Genomic DNA, 16,955 nt, shown 5'->3' with positions numbered 1-16,955 from the left:
CCTTCCAGACTGACGGCAAGTTCATCGACCTGGATGCGCTCGTGGCGGGACTGGAGCTGGGCTGACGGAAATTTCTGGGATTCCGGCGTACAACCCCAGGCTAAGGGAGCAGGAGTTTCCACAGCGGGACCCCGACCGCTTTAGCCAAGACGGCCATATTGTCCAGACTGATAGAACTCAGACTGTTTTCAACCTGGCTCAACCACGACTGGTCAAATCCCGTGAGCTTTTTGATGGCCATCTGGGTCAGACCTGCATTTTTTCGTGCTTGTCGGAAGTTGCGAGCGAAGATCAGACGTTCGGCAGGTACTGGCTTGGTCATTGGCTTGGCATCACGTCTTCACGGTCAGTTGAGGATGTTAGCAAGTGGGGGTTGAGCATGTTGCTCCCAAGAAGTGGAGCTGGAAACGATGCAAATTTGGTCATGAGACAAAAAAAGCAAAAATAATTATGCGATTTGGACCAGCAAACACGGCAAATGGCGCGCTATATACACGAATATAGCGGAATTCCGCTATTTTTATTCGTTTTTGATTGTGCCCTAATGCTTTCAGGGGCTGCGCCTCATCGCCACCTAGGAGATGTAGCCACAGGAAAAGTTGCGGTAAAACGGTTTTACACCTAAGCTATTGGCATACGTATGGTATGGCGAGGCAAACAGATGCCAACCGAAGATAAGCAAGTGATTGTTAACTTCAAGATCGAGCAGCAGTTGAAACGTCGATTTAATGCAGATATGCAATTGAGGGGAACGACGGCATCAGAGCAGCTGAGGCAAGCTGTAATGCGTTATCTCGAAGCACTAGATGCTGGCGACAAAGACCCTCAGATTACTCTGGATTTGACGGCTAAAAGGCAGGCATGAGATTACAGAGGGCGTAGCACAAAACACAGAAACCAAAAAGCCCCGGTTGGCGCCGGGGCTTCATGGAACACTCAAGTTAACAGGCGCTGACTTTAGACACCGGGGCCGGTTAAATCGTTTTACCAACAGGTGAGCTGATTATGGCTAGCGCCTCGGGCTTTTGCAAGTCGAGGAATGTCAATATCACTCACCGCCCGACAGGCGTTGAGCATGGATTTAGCCTCAGCCACGTATGCAGATCCCGCCCAGGGCGAGGATAGCCAGCGTGACACTACAGCGATTATGTGGGGACGAACCCCCTACCCGTACCCAGGGCAAAATCTGGGTACCGGGAATCGCTGTGGTCACAACCCAGAACGCCTGGCAAGTGATCGCCTAAACCTTCCCTCGGTAGCCGATGGACACCGCCTCAAAATCGTTACTGACCTGATCGAGAAGGCCCGCGAATACTTTTTCGATCCGGCCTCGGTGCCTTTACTGGCTTATGTGAGCGATAAAAAGAATCTCGATGGTTCTCCCCGGCAGAATCGAAGCGAAGGCCGCGAGGCGCAATCGCTCATTTGGTCGGCCATCGTGTGCGTCATGGACTACAGCTCTTTGCGGGTTGGCCAACCCAAGAAAAACGGCACATTCCGCAACTACACGTTCGATGAAATTGCCCGTATGTGCGGCCTAACGGAGCCTGGCGCAAATCCTGGCGATCCCCCGGTAGCCTGTAGCCGTTTCCGTCGAGCTGTTGAAGTGTTTAAAAAAGCTGGAGCGATCGAGGTCTTTGAACAGTACGAAGAAACCCCGGACGGTATGCGTGGCCGACCGGCTATCAAGACTGTTTCCGAAAAGTTCTTAATGTCCATGGGACGGATTTCAAAGCTGTCTATGAAGCGTGTGCGCGACAAGGCCACCAAGGCTTTGCGTGACTGGCGCAATGGCGCTATCCAAAGCGGCGTCCAGACAGATGATGAATACAAAAAAGTCACCGCCCAGGTGCGGAGCACGCAGGTAAAGAAAGGCTTACTCCCTAAGCCAGCCGTTAAGAACCAGAAACCCAAGGACGTAGTGCCGGATAACAGTCATGAAGCCGTGGACGGTGACTGGGCGGCTTACGTTGCGATGATCCAAGCTAAGGTACTGGCACAAAACGGCGGCGTTCCAGTCACCGGCATCCGGGCCTACAACGAAGCCTACGCCAAGGCTGGCGGCCTCTCCCAAAGCGAATGGCTAGCCCGACGAATGCGGCTATAGCTGCGCAAAACCCCTCACTCGTAGCCTGTATCCGATAGCCTCGGAGGGCTCCTTGTGGGCCGCTGGCGGTATTTTCGTACCAACCCCCTGCCTACGCCCTCATTTCCATCCTATCAAACCGCAAAAAGACCGTGCTGCGCCTGATTTGACCAGGCTAACGCTCGCGATGCTGTCAAGTTGACCTATGGGTTAGAAATTAAGTGTTTTTCCCCAATATTAAGTGCCGTAAAGGTTGATTTAAGTAGGCTCTGTTCTTTTCCTCTTATCTTCTTAAAGGCTTTACGGCATACCTACGGTAAGCCGTGATAATGCCTCGGCAAGCCGAGAGCTTTTTTATCAGGCAGCCTACCGGCTGCAATAATGCTCGCGCATGTCGTGCCTACGGCACGGCGCGATCTAATGGGGCTACTCGCCCCAAACCCCAGGCAGGTGTCTGCGACCCCTGCACCCGCAACCCTAAAGCGGCAACCTTAAGACCTCGTGACAGCCTGTCTCAGCGGCCCAGGGCGATAAAGCTGCCCTGCCCTGCCCTACGGGCACCCTTCGGGCGCTAAGACCCGGATAAATCGCCCCAGGGCGGCAAGCCGCCCCAGTGCTCAACCGGGCGCGTGTGCGCGCAGGCTTACTTATAGAATTGGAAACGCATACTCCGTCATGTGCCTTCGGTGAAGGCATGCGTTTTGAGATATGCGCTCTCCAGGGGGAAACGTCCTATGCTATAGAGCTATGCAATAGAGCAGTGACGGCGTATTATCGTTGAAGGTCATAACCTTAAAAGAGGTCTGCGCTATGTCTCAAGGAACTATATTCACCAACAACCGGACACAAAACATTCGTATTCCTGCGGATATGCGATTTCCTGCGGATGTTAAAACAGTCATTGTGCGCGCAATCGGGCACGAACGAATCATTGCACCTATTGAAAACACATGGGATAGCTTTTTCCTTAGCAACGAGTCAGTTTCAAGCGACTTTATGAATGAACGAGCTGACCAGGCACAAAGCGAAAGAGAACCGTTCGATGATTAAATATATGCTTGATACCAATATCGTAATTTATGTGATCAAACGTCGGCCTGTTGAAGTGTTGGAGAAATTCAACTCTAACGCAGGTCGAATGGTAATTTCGTCCATCACGCTAGCTGAACTGATGCACGGCGCAGAAAAAAGCACGTTCGTCGAAAAAAACACCCGTGCAGTGGAGGACTTTATTTCACGGCTCGATGTTTTGAACTACGATGAAAAAGCAGCCTGTCATTACGGGTCAATACGTGCGGACCTGGAGAAAAAAGGTATCACGATAGGCGTTGATGATTTGCATATAGCTGGACATGCCCGGAGTTCAGGTTTAGTCGTCGTGACAAACAACGTAAACGAATTTAACCGCGTGAACGGCTTAATTGTCGAAAACTGGATTGTTTGAAAGGACGGATGAACAATGAGCGCGAACGAAGAACTAATCATCACCGGTCTTAACGAAATTATTGAAACGTCCTCTTATGTGGGCATTGAATTAAAACCCTACGCTGTCAACGCAGTGTCATTATTTTTAATGGAGCTGAATGCAAGCGGCACCATCGACCAGACAGAATATTCCTTAGCGGTTAACAAACTAGATGCAGATTGCTTGACTGATGCCAGTAAACGAAAGCTACAAAGCGCCTATCGAAAAGAGTTGTTTGGCCTGATTATTGAGGCCGCGAATCTTGAACTGAATATGAAAACGCTAAGTGTTGATAACGTCTCAGAAGCAAAACTACTTGTGGAATCAAAAATTAGTGCGTTCATTCATCACGTCCACCATGAACTTAAAGAAGGGAATGTAAAACAAATCGAATATGATTTTTTCCTTAATTGGGTTGATAGTGTTGTATACCCATCTTGAGATTTTGCAAATAAGTGAGGGTGTTATTCGTGCTGCGCCCTCACCCGACTCAACCCCGCAAGCGGGGACCCCTTTCGCCGGAGTAGATCAAAAACATTTTTGTATTTCTCTCTGAGGTAAAGACAAAAGCAATAAAACAATCAACACCCAGGCCATTCACGTACTAACCGTCTGATTTTAAGTACGCTTGCCAGGTGGGGTTATCGACGCCAGTAGAGTTAAATTCGTGCTGCGCCCTCACCCAATTCAACCCCACAAGTGGGGACCCCTTTCATCGGGAAAATTCAAAGGCATGCTTTTTATGCGGCTTACAAAAAATGTGCGGTTGTTTCACAAATCATAAATGCGCCGCGTAGCCCCCAATTCTGTTCAACCCTGTTTTTCGCAACGGTCCCATGACTAATAGCAATTCATGTGGTCAGGTCCCGATAGGTTCGATTGTGCAGCGCTGGGGGGTAGCCAGAATGGCGCAGGGGCAAGCCCCTGTTCGGAGCGACGGCGGAGAGCCTTTAGGGCTTAGACAGCACTTGGAGACTTTGCTTTGGTTCTGTGTGCCTTACCCGCTGGCCGTATGATTAAAATCTTGAATGCCCTTCTCTCTCAATGCTCTATGAGCTATTCGTGCTTCTGAGCCTTTGCGTTTTCCATTTTTGCCCTTATACAGCCTTGCATTTCGCCCTTTTGTGCGATATTTAGCTATCAGAACGGATGCAATTTCAAGGAATGGATGCAGGATAGGGAGAGCGCACCCAATTGACGTCACTTCGTGATTCAATTTGTGGCTTCTCCCCGCTGCCGGAGGCTCTTGTATGAGTAAAGAATTTGAAAAAAAGGTGTGCTTTAGAGTGGACGAAGAAGTCCACCACCGAGCGGTGTTGAAAGCAAAAGAACTAGGCGTTACCGTTAGTTCTTTGGCAAAGAAATTTGTTTATAGTATAGCAAACAACGATTTAGAAAGTAATGAAACTCCGAGTGATGAAAAAACAAACAGATTGTATTTCTATTTATCGACTGATGAAAAAGAATCTATTAAGAAACACGCTTTAGCACATGGCTGGTCTTTATCAAAAGAGGCAAGGTTTAGGGTTATTTCTTCAATGTCGGTAACGTCGAAAGTCTTGCCAGATGAACTCAAAAAAATACGTGGGTTGAGAACTGCTATCGACGCTGTTGGCCGAAACATTCGGCACATGATGTTCCAGTCAAAGAAAATTGAAATCAATGATCCTGAATTCTTGAAAGAAATTCAAACGCTCAACAGTTACATGGAAATGGCTGTTAAGAAAATTGATGAGCTGCAAGACTCGACTGTTGATAGGTGGAGCTTTAACCGTAAAGGTATGAGAGGTTAGCGATGGCCGCCAATGATGACAAAGAATGGCGCATTAAAAGGGCGCGAAGTGAACAGGCTTCTAAGTCTGCTTTTGCGTTCAAAATTAACCAGTCTAATAAGAGTGGCGGTAAAACATCGCAGGCAATACGGCAGCTTCCTAGTAAAGAAATCATGGTAAAAATTACCGGGTCAGCAACTACTGCAAAAGGCATAAAAAACACGCTTGACTATATTTCTCACGATGGGGAGCTGAGTCTTTATGATGAAAATGGCGATGAGTGGAAAGGCGAAGAAGGGATCAGCGAACTAAAAGAAAGTATCGTTCAATCCGGCATAAAAGCACCAGACGCGAAAAACGTTGACGAAGCTGCCGAGTTGAAGAAGCAAACACATAACATCATATTTTCACCGCCGCCCTCTGAAAAGGTTAGTCGTGAGGAATTACTCAGTACCGTGCGTGAAACGCTTTCAGATAAGTATCCGAATAACGCTTTTGTCCTTGCGTATCACGACAACACTGAAAAACCGCACGTTCATGCGGTTCTGAAAATATCCGACAAGGATGGTGTACGGCATGATTTGAAAAAAGAGGACTTGCGGCAATTACGTACAAACATGAGTCTAAGACTCCAAGGCTTGGGCTACAACGTTAAGGCCACCCATAAAAGAGACTTCACACTCAAGAACGCTTTGAAGCAAGAGCCAGAGAGAACTCGTAATCTTTATGAAGTGGTTGAGTTCGGCTCAACGAATTACCAGTTCGACAAAAAGAACAAACACTCTCAATACATCACCTATAAGACCGTAAGCGGGCAGAAGGAAGTGACCATTTGGGGTAAAAATCTTATCGCGGAAATTGAGCGTGAACAGGTGAAAGTCGGAAGTGTGATACGACTAAAAAAGGCAGGGGCAATAGATGTGAAAGTGCCGCTATACGACAACAACGGAGAGGTTAAGGGGTACAAGGATGTTAAACGGAATGACTGGAAAATCGAGAATACCAGTCTCGACAGCGGGCAAAGGTCTATAGCTAAACCTGAGAATGAGATAAATCTACACAGTCCAGAACGTCAAAAGAAGCAGATGAAACAAAAGCTCCAGTTCATTCAGCGCAAGGATGAATCGTTGAAACCCAAGATTAGCCTTGGGTTTGGTTTTAAGTTATGAGTTTCTTGTTCAGTAGGTGTCAACTTTGACCAAAACAAAGTGGTCATACGGGACGGTCACACCGGCCTTGAATTTCCATGTGTCATTGGGAGCAAGGTTGCTTGCATTGGCAATGGCATTCCCTACCAGGGCGTTATTGGCATCGTACAAATTGAAATGGACGAAAACACTTTTTAATGGCTGGCCCCTGGTGTTGGTGGCCGTGCCGGTGATGTATGAAATCGACGGTGCTGGGCCAGCAATCGCTTGTAGGTTCCCTACTTCTACCCCTGATTGCTCATTGGCGAAAACCGCCGTGGAAAGCGCCATGCAGGCGGCGACAGCTAGAGCGTAAATAGCTTTCATTGGTTGATCCTTCAATTATTGGTGTGGTGTTACCCCTCAATGTACAAGAACCACGGCAAAGCCGGATGCGCAGCGTACGATTTTGTCCGTTTTCTCTATCGTCCCCCGGCTTGGTTACTGGAGCCGGTCAGCGCGACAAGTCACCCTGCCCGGCCCCAGTCTGATTTTTACCGCCGATAAATGGTGTGTATATCCCTTTGACATATCCAGCGCCTCGGCTATCATGGGGTATACGTTATGTATATCCATAGAGGTGTAGCATGGAACAAGGTTCTGTATTTCTAAGTAATCGTAGCCAGGCAGTGCGTTTACCCAAGGCCGCTGCGCTCCCCGACGATGTTAAGCGAGTGGATGTGATCGCCATAGGCAGAACGCGAATCCTGACGCCTGCTGGAGAGTCTTGGGATAGCTGGTTTGATGGTGAAGGTGTGACGACTGATTTTATGGCTGATCGTGAGCAGCCCGCCGATCAAGAGCGGGAATCGTTTTGATGCTCAAGTTCATGCTGGACACCAACATCTGCATCTTCACCATGAAGAACAAGCCAGAGCATGTGCGTGAGGTGTTCAAAGCGCACCACGGCCAACTGTGCATCAGCACTGTGACCTTGATGGAACTCATCTACGGCGCGGAAAAATCCTCTAACCCAGGGCGAAACCTGGCTGATGTGGAGGGCTTCGCAGCACGGCTTGAAGTCCTGAAATACGATCAGGATGCGGCAGCGCACACAGGGCAACTGAGGGCAGAACTTGCCAAAGCGGGTACGCCCATTGGTCCTTATGACCACATGATCGCTGGGCACGCTCGTTCGCAAGGGCTGATTTTGGTCACCAATAATCTACGCGAATTTAACCGCGTGCCGGGTTTGCGCGTTGAGGATTGGGTGTAAGAGGAAGGCGTAGTAGAAGTGAAGGATGCCGGGGCATGGCTGTAACCATCCCCGGCGTGGAACACAACGAATCCTGAGAGGGAAAAATCATGTCCGAACATGAATATAACACAGTCCGAGGTTTGCCAATCTGCAAGCTGCTAGACCCTAAGTACCTGTATTTGCTGCGCAAGTTTGCCGGTGATTTGGCTCCACCGTGTGTGGCAGAAGCGTTGATAAAGTGCCTTGCACGCACTTAGGGGCCACAGGGAATGGATAAGCGCAAAGACAATAACCCTCACCGCACAGCAGAAGCCAAGGGCGCGTTGGATGCGGAGAACCGGCGCCCTTTATCTGAATGTCCCTACAAAGCCCCCCAGTTCAGGAACTCATGGCTCAGGGGATACCAGAAGGCCAAACAGCTCGATCTTTTTTGAAGGGAAACTACATGGCGAATCCTCGTATTGGCGCATGGGCCACCAGGGCAGTGGGTTATCTTCTGGTTGTTACCACGGTTTTACTGGTCGTTAGCGTGGTGCAGGAGCTGGTGGACGGCGTAACCATGTCCACCAACAAGTGGGGGCCACGGACGACTTACACCCTGGCCAGCGAACCCTTCAAATATTGGGCGTCGGTGGTGTCCCACGTGGTGGTTGCATTGGTCCTTGGGGCTTTGTCGTTGGGGGCCTTTTGGCTGGCCCGGTTGGAAGCCCAGGTGGACGAACCCCAGAAAAAACGTAAGCCGAAAAAGTAGCCCTCTCATAAAGGAACCCACTATGGCTACCTGTCTCTATTGCATGGATGCCCCGGCTGACTTGGGCCGTTATTGTTCGGGCTGTTATGGCCGGGTGTTCCATGAGGATGGTTCACCCTTGGTGCTGGGCGATCCTGCCGACCCGTGGCGGGAGTTCAACGCCGAAGCCGACCGGGCCATGGCTGACGCCAAGGTGCATGCAATTCTGGCGCCTCGGATGGCGGCCAGGTGGTTTTTCCCGGTCAAGGTCGCGGCCTGGAAGCTGCGACCTAAAAACCGACAACGCGACACGAACTGAACAGGAAGGAACCCATTTTATGTTGCCTGAACAATCCCCACTGCTCGCGCCAGGCTTAGCCCCGACCGATGCCACCCATGCGCTGCGGCGCCCTGGTGCAGCGATCATCTGGCTCAAGCTGGGCGCGCGTAATGAGCTGGCCTATTGGTGGCGGCGCAATCGGGCCTGGGTGCAAGGCGTGCATGGCAGTGGTTACTGGCTGGATGATCCGCAGGTGGTGCAGTCGGTGCCGAATCCGGAGTGAGGCCGCATTACCAATAACGGCGTTTATGGTAAATCCGGTGTCTGACTACGGATTTTGAGCACAGTGGTGGTCGAGCACCCAGCATGGCGGGCAGCAGCTCGAATCCCAATTCCAGCCTGCAACAGCTCCCTCACACGCTGGTGGAGATCCAAGTTCACTGTACGACCCTTATAGGCCCCTCTCGCTTTCGCTTTCTCAATACCTTGTGCTTGCCGCTCAAAACGCTGCTCGTAGTCCTTACGGGCAATGGCAGCCATCATCTCGATCATCATCCCGTTAATGGCAGCCAGCATCCGGCTGGTGAATTCGTCACCTTGTCTGAGCCTCATCGCCTGATGTGAAGTTGGCAGGTCAATGGCAACGATTCGCAGGCCTTTGGCGTCGATGGCCGCCTTGAGCATTCTCCAGTCTGATTCCGAAAGACGTGAAAGACGGTCGATGGACTCCACCAAGAGCACATCCCCGTCGTGAGCATCGCCGAGCAGACGCTCCAGCTCCGGACGATTGGCCTTCGCACCGCTGGCATTCTCAATGTACTGGGAAGCAATGACCTGCTCATGCTCCTGGGCGAACTGTTGCAGAGAGCTGGAGGCTCGTGTGGCGTCTTGTTGAGTAGTAGAGGCACGAAGGTAGGCGCGAATGAACATGGATCAGCTCCGGTGTATCACTTTAAGTGTTGTCACAGAAGCGTATCACTTTGAGCGTTCACCTAGACGGCGTTACGAGGTGCTGCTGGAGGCCTAAACCGTATCAGTTTATGTATAGATTAAAAACGATGTGAGTCACACTAGGCTCCATGCGCATAGGACTAAGCATCTGATGATCGCTTCCACCGGGGAGAGACGCGACCCTCGCTGCATGCCTAAATCGGATATGCTTCGCGCCTTAATAATTTCAGTGCCGGATGACCATGAGTAGCGAAGCTAACCTCGTAAAAAACATAGCCAATCCCCCGAGGTACAGCGAGGTAACGCTACAAAAATCTGGGGGAGCGACCTATACCCCTTCTGACTTCGCAGATTTTGTCGCCACCAAAATCGTCCGGGAAGCGGTCTGGCCTAAACAAGGCAAAGTCAGAGTGTTGGATCCGGCTGTAGGTGATGGAGCGCTTCTTGAAGCACTACTCAAGAAGCTTCCAGAGGCTATTTACAAACGAGTTGAGGTATTCGGCTATGACACTGATGAGTTCGCTCTAGCTATTGCATCCGCTAGGCTAAAGAAAAAATTCCCTGACTTAGCGCTCTATCTAGAGCAGAAAGATTTCCTTGATCATGTTCTTAGCCTCAAGAATGACGGAGATCTTTTTTCTTCTGAAAAAACAGCTCAAGACCTGTTCGATTTAGTGATCGCGAATCCACCGTATGTACGCACCCAAATTATGGGTGCAAAGCAGGCCCAAGAATTGGCAAAAAACTTTGGGCTTACTGGTCGGGTTGACCTGTACTACCCATTTCTCCTAGGTATCTCTCAGGTACTCGAAAAAGAGGGTATTGCAGGAATCATCACCTCGAACCGCTTCATGACTACAAAGTCTGGACAGGCTATACGCCGAGAGATTCTGTCCAGATTTCACATCCTGCACGCCTGGGATTTGGGTGATACAAAGCTTTTTGATGCAGCTGTCTTGCCATCCGTTCTAGTCGCCCGTGGTACAGATAATCGGCTGCATCAACAGTCTGATGAAATTGCTTTCTCAACCATCTATGAAACACAAGATGTGGCCCAAGCCGAAGCCAGTGACGTTCTTTCCTCCCTGGAGCAGGACGACGATACGGTCGTATCAGTGCCTGATGGTCGCCGTTTCAGGGTTCGTCACGGATCCCTAGATAACGGTAAAGACGTTGAAGGGGTCTGGCGTGTTTCTACCAAGTCAACTGATCAATGGCTGGCAACCGTAGAAGCCAATACCTGGGAGACTTTTCGAAGAGTCGGAAAGATTCGAGTGGGAGTCAAATCTACCGCTGATAAGGTCTTCATTCGCAATGATTGGGCGGAGTTGCCAGATGGCTGCCCTGAATTACTTCGGCCACTGATAACACGCCACAATGCTAGACAGTTCAAGGCCTGCATACCGTCAAAAGCAAAACACATCAAAGAAATTCTCTACCCACACGAGGCCACTTCGAGAGGGCGCAGGCCCGTTGATTTGAGTCTTTATCCAAAATCAGCAAGCTACCTGGAGAAACACCGTGATGTACTTGAAGCACGTACCTACGTAATAAAAGCAGGTCGTTCCTGGTATGAATTGTGGGTTCCACAAGACCCTGCTGCCTGGTCATCACCAAAAATTGTTTTCCCTGATATTTCAGAAAAGCCTACCTTCTGGATGGATGTTGATGGTGGCATCGTCAATGGCGAGTGCTACTGGCTTAAGTGTGATAATGAAGGTGAGAATGATTTGTTGTGGCTGGCTTTAGCTGTAGCTAACTCGACGTTTATAGAGTCATTTTACGATCATCGTTTCAACAACAAGTTGTATGCAGGTAGACGGCGCTTCATTACTCAATACGTTGAGCAGTTCCCCTTACCTGATCCATCACGTGAAGAGACTAAGGAAATTATTTCCTTAGCAAAATCAATCCATGCAACCTTTTCATCAAGCGCATCGGAGCAGAAAATTGCCGACCTCGATGCGCTCGTTTGGCGTGTTTTTGGGCTAGTTACCGAAGAAATCTCTAGGTAACGGTATCTGAATTTTTCCGTTAATGACCTTTCCCTCGAAACGGCGGAACCGGTTGAAAAAATCAGCACCAGTAGTGACAAAAAGATGGGTTAGCGTAACTTCTTTCCCATCTGTGATGGCATAGAACATGGCATATCGTGTATCACAATGCCGTGGGTGGAAATTCCCTACCTGCTGAATATCCATATGCCCTGTACTACTGGGAAGCACTAATCCTAAATCTATGGTTCGCGATGTTTGAAGCTTCACCTCCAGCAGTTGGTGCCGGATATCAGGAAACTGCCCATTATCCTCATAGCGACTATAGCCTAACCGCTCGCAAACCAGGCGATGAAGAGCGGCACCACGATTGCGCTCTTGATCACGACCAGGGTCAGCGAACGAAACGCCTACCAATGGTGAAAGACGATCAAAAATATCTGCTATTGGCAGCAACATACCGCTTTGCGGCTCTTGGATCGGACTGATCGCTGCGTCGAACCGACCAGCCGACTGAACATGTAGCTGCATAGGAAGTGTGTCTAACCGTGAAACCAACTCATGATTATCAGAACCAACGTCGAGACCTGCCTGGTATTTGCTCGTAATAGTTCCAGTCGTATCCAGAATGGCCAGTTCTTGACCATTTATCACCTTGATCTTACCCACCACGTCATCGTCTGTGATTTGAATTATTGCGTAACGCCTAGAAGGCGACAGTTCTTCATTCCAAATCTGTAGATTCAATGACTTCTGCGTGTATGTATCAAGCTGCTGCCCGAAAAAGCGCGGTTGTGTTTTTGTAAAAGACTTTGGAACTGGATATCCAAGGGCCTCGCAGACAGCTACTTTCACGACTTTTGAGCGAGTACGAAGCGCAAGCCCAGCTAAAGAAAGGCCTTTCAAGCCCTCATTCAGCAACTTTTCGAGCTGGAAAGTAGGTATCCAGTAATCCGCATTACCCACCTCAAAGGGGAAGTAGATGTCCTTACCTGACGATGCAATAGCTTTCTTATAATCGAGGTGGTTTTTCTCGCTCACACTTTGCTCCTTGGGTCAGCAGCTCCGGGACACTGACACCAAGGACACGAGCAAGAACTTCAAGCGTACTCAAGGAAACATTTCGTTCCCCACGCTCAATCGAACCTATATAGGTTCGATGAAGTTCACAGCTATCAGCTAATGCTTCCTGCGAATAACCATGCTGTTTTCGAAACGAACGCACATTTTCAGCAAGTATGGCACGGAGGGATTTACTAGGAATTCTTGGCATCATCGAAGCTATTTTGAATGATCCGCCATACTTCCCAAATGATGACTTTGAGGCTACAGCCTTTGAGTAGCTATTAAGCGAATAACGCCACTTATGTTCAATCGGGGGGTACACCCAGCGGGTGTGTGGTCCCCTTTTTTATCCCCCTCGGCAACCACACCCCTATAGACTGGACTACCAGACCCCCTATGACTGGTTTTACGCAGTCTGACCCCCTCACCCGACCCCAGGAACGACCATGGCCCTAGAGCAATTAGACCCCGATGCACTGGAGCTGCGCATTGCGAGCCATACCGGCGTGCTGCTGCCGTGCCCGTTCTGCGGTCGCCATCCGCTGATGGTGTCAGCGGTCAATCACGTCGAGCGTGGTGGCGAACCGCTGTCCATCTACCAGGCAAAGATTTTTTGCGACTACCGCTGCAACGCTCAGGTGTTGCAGAACGAGCGCAGCCGCGAGCAAGCGCAACAGTCAGCCATGGATCAATGGAATCACCGGGTGCCGACAGCCGCAAACAACACGCCATCCGTGAGGCCGTGGTGGGCCGGGTCAAGGGCGACAACGCCATGTGGACGCTCTCGGTGCGTCTCGGTGGACCTACGGCGCGCTTGGTGCCGGTGCGCAGTCGCCGGGAGCCGTTGCGCATCTGGACCAGCCTCAAGGCCGTGGTCAAATTCGCGGATAAGGTCGGATTGACGGCGTTTAGCGTCGAGCTGTGAGACATGGCCATGTCGTCAAAATTGGGCACGCCTGTTTTATTAAGATATCAAACTCTCCGCCGGCGCCGCCTTGCAGGATTTTTTCTGATATCAAAACAGGGGTTTTGTTGATATCATAAAGCCGATCGAGCAGCTGACCTGGCGGCTTTTTTGATATCAGTAGAGGTTCACCATGCACCTGATCATTCGTGACTTCCCCGATGACCTGGCGGACGCACTCAAAACGCACTTTCAGACCAAAGCGGCCAGTAAAGCCGTGACCGATGCCGCAAAAGGCTTTGCAGCCCAGGCCGAACAGATCACCCGGTTACGTGCGCGGGTGGCCGAGCTGGAGACCGTCGTGCGTGTACAGCGCCAGGTGATCGACGGCGCCAGGGTTTCCGCGTCGGCCTTGCTCGATCACGTCGCCCAGGGCGATCTACTGACCCGCGTTTAACACCTCAACCCCAACCGCCAAAGCCCCCAAAGCACAGCGCTTAACAGCTTACCCAAGCACGCCGGTTTCACCGGCGCTTGCAGCGCTGCGCCCTGCAAGAACTTGTGTTCATGTCGTCGGTGCCATTGGGGTTTTGCCTCGCTAAGTCCCCTTCACCTGCACTTGACGGTAGATCAGCCGGGGCACGTTTCAAGGGTCCGGCTACGCCCTCCACCCTCCCCCGTTCAGACTCGCTGCGCTCCCTTAGCTGCGGCCTCGTTTTCCGCCCTTGCAACGCACCTTTTCCGGCCAATCAACCTACGTGCTACGGCGAAGGGCACTCAGCGAAGCAAGGTTCACAACTCAGGCGGAAATCGACATGAATCACACCACACAGCCACATCAAAATCCGGCTCAAGCATCTAGCAAAGCAAGGGTTAACGGCGAACAGCCCACCAGCAAAGACCAGATGCAACAGCAAGCCCTGGAGAACGCCGTGACCGGCCAAAGCGTGGCGAACTTTCAAGCGATCTTTGAAGGGTTTGAGGCCATGGGGATTCCTGCCGATGCGATTAAACCGCGTGTCAACGTGTTCACGTTCAACGCCTGGAAAGCGCTAGGCCGGTCGGTCAAGCGCGGTGAACACGGGGTCAAAATCGTGACCGTGATCCCATGCACCAAAAAAGACCCAGCGACCGGGGAAGCCGTACCGGTCAAAAAAATCAAAACCACAACGGTGTTTCACATCAGCCAAACCCAAGCCCTGGACGACACCCCGGACGATGAACCCACCGACAAAATCAGCGACACCCGCCCTACCCCAGCGGCGCCGGTGATCGAGGACACAAACCGCCCTGCCCCTGCCGTCGAAAGCGCAGAGGCGCGGCCTTTGAATGCCTACGAGCTGAAACTAGAGGCCCGCCGTGAGCGTTACGAAGACCGGGCCGCGAGCGCGAGCCAGGCCAGTGACGCCACGTATCAGAAAGCGCGTGATATGGCCTCGGTGATCCCCTTCGGCCAGCCTATTTTGGTCGGGCATCACAGCGAGCGCCGCGACCGCAATTATCGGGACAGGATTCACACCACGTTCGGCAAATCCTTTGCACTTCAAGACAAGGCCAACCATTACGCCCGGAAAGCTGAAACGGTCGGTACCGGGGGAATTTCGAGCGACGACCCGGACGCCGTGACCAAACTCACCGAGAAGCTGGCCGGGTTGGAGCGCTCGCAAGAGCGCATGAAAGCCGCTAACAAAATCATCCGCAGCAAACAGGCGACCGAGGGCAAAATTCTGGCGTTGGTGGCCTTGGGGTTTTCTGAGACAGGCGCCGCCCAGGTACTGGAAAAAGACTTTGCCGGTCGCGTGGGCTTTCCGGCCTACGCCCTGAGCAATAACAACGCGGTTATTCGCAGCACCCAACAACGGATCAAGCAGTTAGCGGCCAACCAGCAGCGGGCGACCGTTGAACGCAAAGGCAACGGTTACACCTGTCGGGAGGACACCGAAGAAAACCGCGTGATGTTCGTTTTTGACACCAAGCCTGGCACGGACGCACGGAAACACATCAGCTTGGTCATGCAAGCCCACGGCTTTAAGTGGAGCAGTACCCGCGCCGCCTGGGTGCGCAAGCTAAGCAACGCCGCTGTATGGGGGGCCGAACGAGTGGCGCAGAAGCTGGACGCCCTACCGCTGACTTAACTTTATAAAGTTGTGAGGTTGTGATGCTCTAACCTCACAACCTCACAACCTCACAACCTCACAACCTCACAACCTCACAACCTCACAACGTTGTAACTTCGTAAAGTTATGAGGTTAAAACCTCTTGAGGTTGTGGTTTCATAAAGCTATAGTGTTTTAACGCTACAACGTTATAGCTTCTTAACTTTATGAGGTTGTGAAATGAAAGCTGCAAAAGGCGTAACAGACCTGGCCGCAACCTTGAGCGCCGCCGCGAGCGCGCCACTGGTGGCAGCTCCGGCCGCAAAAGCGGCGAAAAAGCCAGCGGGGGAGGGCGGAACCATGCAAATGACATTGCGGCCGTCACGCAGCTTGTATGCCCGCTATGTCGGCCAAGCAGCCGAACGAAGCAAGGAGGAAGGCCGCAGCGTTTCGGTTCAAGAAATCATGCTAGAGGTGCTGGAAAAAGGGGTTAAGTCATGAGCAATCTGATTTTTATCGGCGGCCAAAAAGGCGGAACCACGAAGACAACGACCGCGCATTTGATGAGCCTAGGCGCGATTCTGAGGGGGCAGCCTGCGGCGTATGTGCTGACAGACCCGCATCGAGTTCTCAAGCCCGAGGGGCGTCCTTATGGCGTCATGGACGGTCGGGACGGCGCCGATTTGGCGAAAATCATTACTGCAAGCAGCAACACCAAAAACGGCTGGCTGATTGTTGACGGCGGGGGAAACCGACCTGAGCTAGACAAGGCCATTGCTGAACAAGCCGATTTAACCATTTTGCCCTTTAGGGGGTCGGAGGAAGATTTAGAAACCATTTCCCGCGACCTGGCCGCAATGCCCAATGCTGTAGCGCTACCGTCTGCGTGGCCTACCAACAAGCACGCCCAGGAAGCCGCGCAAAGGTTTATAGACGCCCTGGAACAGGTCTATCCAGGGCGCGTCATTACAACCCCCATCTATTTCGTGAACTCGGCCCTGGAGCTATTGGCGCAACGCTTAGACAGTCCCTCGACGCCGGTACGGAACGCCGCTCGACGTGCCTTTTCTATTCTCTCTGACACACTTGGGAAGGTTTCGAACAAATAAGGCTGGCCGGTCACGGGCGCGCCTGCGGGCGCCTTGGGGTATCGCTGGCCTAACAGCCACCCCAAGCCATTCACGAGCGTAGAAAACGCCTCCTGCGCGATTGTGGACGGTCGATTTT

General features: G+C 51.5%; 24 protein-coding genes and 1 pseudogene. 20 read left to right on the top strand and 5 right to left on the bottom strand.

The genetic code is table 11. From position 1 onward, the window contains the following. Positions 1–100: 100 nt before the first annotated feature. Positions 101–322 carry a helix-turn-helix domain-containing protein gene (locus ACZRN6_RS33865; RefSeq protein ID WP_064455141.1) on the bottom strand — a complete coding sequence of 74 codons (222 nt, stop codon included), beginning with the start codon at positions 320–322 and terminating at the stop codon, positions 101–103. A 339-nt stretch (positions 323–661) separates the two neighbouring features. Here ACZRN6_RS33865 and ACZRN6_RS33860 point away from each other — a divergent pair, with 339 nt between their 5' ends. The 7 genes from ACZRN6_RS33860 to mobP1 all read left to right on the top strand — a co-directional run bounded on the left by ACZRN6_RS33860 (position 662) and on the right by mobP1 (position 6,492). Next, positions 662–865 carry a hypothetical protein gene (locus ACZRN6_RS33860; protein WP_463890179.1) on the top strand — a complete coding sequence of 68 codons (204 nt, stop codon included), beginning with the start codon at positions 662–664 and terminating at the stop codon, positions 863–865. Positions 866–1,075: 210 nt separating this feature from the next. Next, positions 1,076–2,107 (top strand): hypothetical protein, encoded by a 1,032-nt coding sequence (locus tag ACZRN6_RS33855; RefSeq protein ID WP_463890177.1) that lies wholly within the window; start codon positions 1,076–1,078, stop codon positions 2,105–2,107. Between the two features lie 789 nt (positions 2,108–2,896). Beyond that, entirely contained in the window at positions 2,897–3,136 is a 240-nt protein-coding gene (vapB, locus tag ACZRN6_RS33850) for a type II toxin-antitoxin system VapB family antitoxin (protein ID WP_463890175.1), read from the top strand. Beyond that, on the top strand, positions 3,129–3,530 hold the full coding sequence (vapC, locus tag ACZRN6_RS33845; protein WP_464009815.1) for a type II toxin-antitoxin system tRNA(fMet)-specific endonuclease VapC: 402 nt from the start codon (positions 3,129–3,131) through the stop codon (positions 3,528–3,530). The genes vapB (ACZRN6_RS33850) and vapC (ACZRN6_RS33845) overlap by 8 nt, the downstream gene beginning before the upstream one ends. Positions 3,531–3,545: 15 nt before the next feature. After that, entirely contained in the window at positions 3,546–3,992 is a 447-nt protein-coding gene (locus ACZRN6_RS33840) for a hypothetical protein (RefSeq protein WP_464009814.1), read from the top strand. Between the two features lie 809 nt (positions 3,993–4,801). Further along, entirely contained in the window at positions 4,802–5,344 is a 543-nt protein-coding gene (ddp1, locus tag ACZRN6_RS33835) for a DNA distortion polypeptide 1 (protein WP_464009813.1), read from the top strand. Between the two features lie 2 nt (positions 5,345–5,346). Continuing rightward, positions 5,347–6,492 carry a MobP1 family relaxase gene (gene mobP1, locus ACZRN6_RS33830; RefSeq protein WP_464009812.1) on the top strand — a complete coding sequence of 382 codons (1,146 nt, stop codon included), beginning with the start codon at positions 5,347–5,349 and terminating at the stop codon, positions 6,490–6,492. 9 nt (positions 6,493–6,501) lie between these two features. On the opposite strand, the gene ACZRN6_RS33825 is transcribed toward mobP1, so the two are convergent. Next, positions 6,502–6,837 carry an FxLYD domain-containing protein gene (locus ACZRN6_RS33825; protein ID WP_064455148.1) on the bottom strand — a complete coding sequence of 112 codons (336 nt, stop codon included), beginning with the start codon at positions 6,835–6,837 and terminating at the stop codon, positions 6,502–6,504. A gap of 260 nt (positions 6,838–7,097) precedes the next feature. Between ACZRN6_RS33825 and vapB (ACZRN6_RS33820) the strand changes: the two genes are divergently transcribed. The 6 genes from vapB (ACZRN6_RS33820) (at position 7,098) to ACZRN6_RS33795 (ending at position 9,001) form a co-directional block, all read left to right on the top strand. Further along, on the top strand, positions 7,098–7,328 hold the full coding sequence (gene vapB, locus ACZRN6_RS33820; protein ID WP_464009811.1) for a type II toxin-antitoxin system VapB family antitoxin: 231 nt from the start codon (positions 7,098–7,100) through the stop codon (positions 7,326–7,328). Next, positions 7,328–7,726, top strand: a complete 399-nt coding sequence (gene vapC, locus ACZRN6_RS33815; RefSeq protein ID WP_464009810.1) for a type II toxin-antitoxin system tRNA(fMet)-specific endonuclease VapC — start codon at positions 7,328–7,330, stop codon at positions 7,724–7,726. Before vapB (ACZRN6_RS33820) ends, vapC (ACZRN6_RS33815) begins: the two co-directional genes overlap by 1 nt. A gap of 251 nt (positions 7,727–7,977) precedes the next feature. Next, complete coding sequence (locus ACZRN6_RS33810) at positions 7,978–8,142, top strand: ribosome modulation factor (RefSeq protein WP_463890163.1); 165 nt, start codon at positions 7,978–7,980, stop codon at positions 8,140–8,142. 11 nt (positions 8,143–8,153) lie between these two features. Next, complete coding sequence (locus ACZRN6_RS33805; protein WP_464009809.1) at positions 8,154–8,459, top strand: hypothetical protein; 306 nt, start codon at positions 8,154–8,156, stop codon at positions 8,457–8,459. A 22-nt stretch (positions 8,460–8,481) separates the two neighbouring features. Then, entirely contained in the window at positions 8,482–8,757 is a 276-nt protein-coding gene (locus ACZRN6_RS33800) for a hypothetical protein (protein WP_464009808.1), read from the top strand. Positions 8,758–8,776: 19 nt separating this feature from the next. Then, positions 8,777–9,001, top strand: coding sequence for a hypothetical protein (locus ACZRN6_RS33795; protein ID WP_464009807.1), 225 nt, complete (start codon positions 8,777–8,779; stop codon positions 8,999–9,001). 23 nt (positions 9,002–9,024) lie between these two features. Here the strand turns inward: ACZRN6_RS33795 and ACZRN6_RS33790 are convergent, their stop codons facing one another. Then, positions 9,025–9,648: a recombinase family protein gene (locus ACZRN6_RS33790; RefSeq protein WP_153436272.1), complete on the bottom strand. Its 624-nt coding sequence runs from the start codon at positions 9,646–9,648 to the stop codon at positions 9,025–9,027. A 263-nt stretch (positions 9,649–9,911) separates the two neighbouring features. Between ACZRN6_RS33790 and ACZRN6_RS33785 the strand changes: the two genes are divergently transcribed. Next, positions 9,912–11,684 carry an Eco57I restriction-modification methylase domain-containing protein gene (locus ACZRN6_RS33785; RefSeq protein ID WP_153436271.1) on the top strand — a complete coding sequence of 591 codons (1,773 nt, stop codon included), beginning with the start codon at positions 9,912–9,914 and terminating at the stop codon, positions 11,682–11,684. Here the strand turns inward: ACZRN6_RS33785 and ACZRN6_RS33780 are convergent. Then, entirely contained in the window at positions 11,658–12,704 is a 1,047-nt protein-coding gene (locus ACZRN6_RS33780; RefSeq protein ID WP_228386088.1) for a restriction endonuclease, read from the bottom strand. The two genes, ACZRN6_RS33785 and ACZRN6_RS33780, sit on opposite strands and share 27 nt — an antisense overlap. After that, positions 12,676–12,936: a helix-turn-helix domain-containing protein gene (locus tag ACZRN6_RS33775; RefSeq protein ID WP_153436275.1), complete on the bottom strand. Its 261-nt coding sequence runs from the start codon at positions 12,934–12,936 to the stop codon at positions 12,676–12,678. Before ACZRN6_RS33775 ends, ACZRN6_RS33780 begins: the two co-directional genes overlap by 29 nt. A gap of 238 nt (positions 12,937–13,174) precedes the next feature. Between ACZRN6_RS33775 and ACZRN6_RS33770 the strand changes: the two are divergent. From ACZRN6_RS33770 to ACZRN6_RS33745, 6 genes and pseudogenes are all read left to right on the top strand, one after another. After that, positions 13,175–13,372: pseudogene (locus tag ACZRN6_RS33770) on the top strand (hypothetical protein); the annotation flags it as partial. Between the two features lie 47 nt (positions 13,373–13,419). Next, positions 13,420–13,653 (top strand): hypothetical protein, encoded by a 234-nt coding sequence (locus tag ACZRN6_RS33765; protein ID WP_464009806.1) that lies wholly within the window; start codon positions 13,420–13,422, stop codon positions 13,651–13,653. Positions 13,654–13,825: 172 nt separating this feature from the next. Beyond that, on the top strand, positions 13,826–14,089 hold the full coding sequence (locus ACZRN6_RS33760; protein ID WP_464009805.1) for a hypothetical protein: 264 nt from the start codon (positions 13,826–13,828) through the stop codon (positions 14,087–14,089). Between the two features lie 268 nt (positions 14,090–14,357). Further along, complete coding sequence (locus ACZRN6_RS33755) at positions 14,358–15,767, top strand: DUF3560 domain-containing protein (protein ID WP_464009804.1); 1,410 nt, start codon at positions 14,358–14,360, stop codon at positions 15,765–15,767. A 201-nt stretch (positions 15,768–15,968) separates the two neighbouring features. Next, a complete protein-coding gene (locus ACZRN6_RS33750) occupies positions 15,969–16,229 on the top strand; it encodes a hypothetical protein (protein ID WP_464009803.1) in 261 nt (86 codons plus the stop codon). Next, positions 16,226–16,837, top strand: a complete 612-nt coding sequence (locus tag ACZRN6_RS33745; protein ID WP_463890223.1) for a hypothetical protein — start codon at positions 16,226–16,228, stop codon at positions 16,835–16,837. Before ACZRN6_RS33750 ends, ACZRN6_RS33745 begins: the two co-directional genes overlap by 4 nt. Positions 16,838–16,955 lie beyond the last annotated feature (118 nt).

This window comes from Pseudomonas sp. A125, from assembly GCF_055409485.1.
The sequence above is the reverse complement of the archived record's forward strand: the minus strand, read 5'-3'. Positions and strand labels throughout refer to the sequence as shown.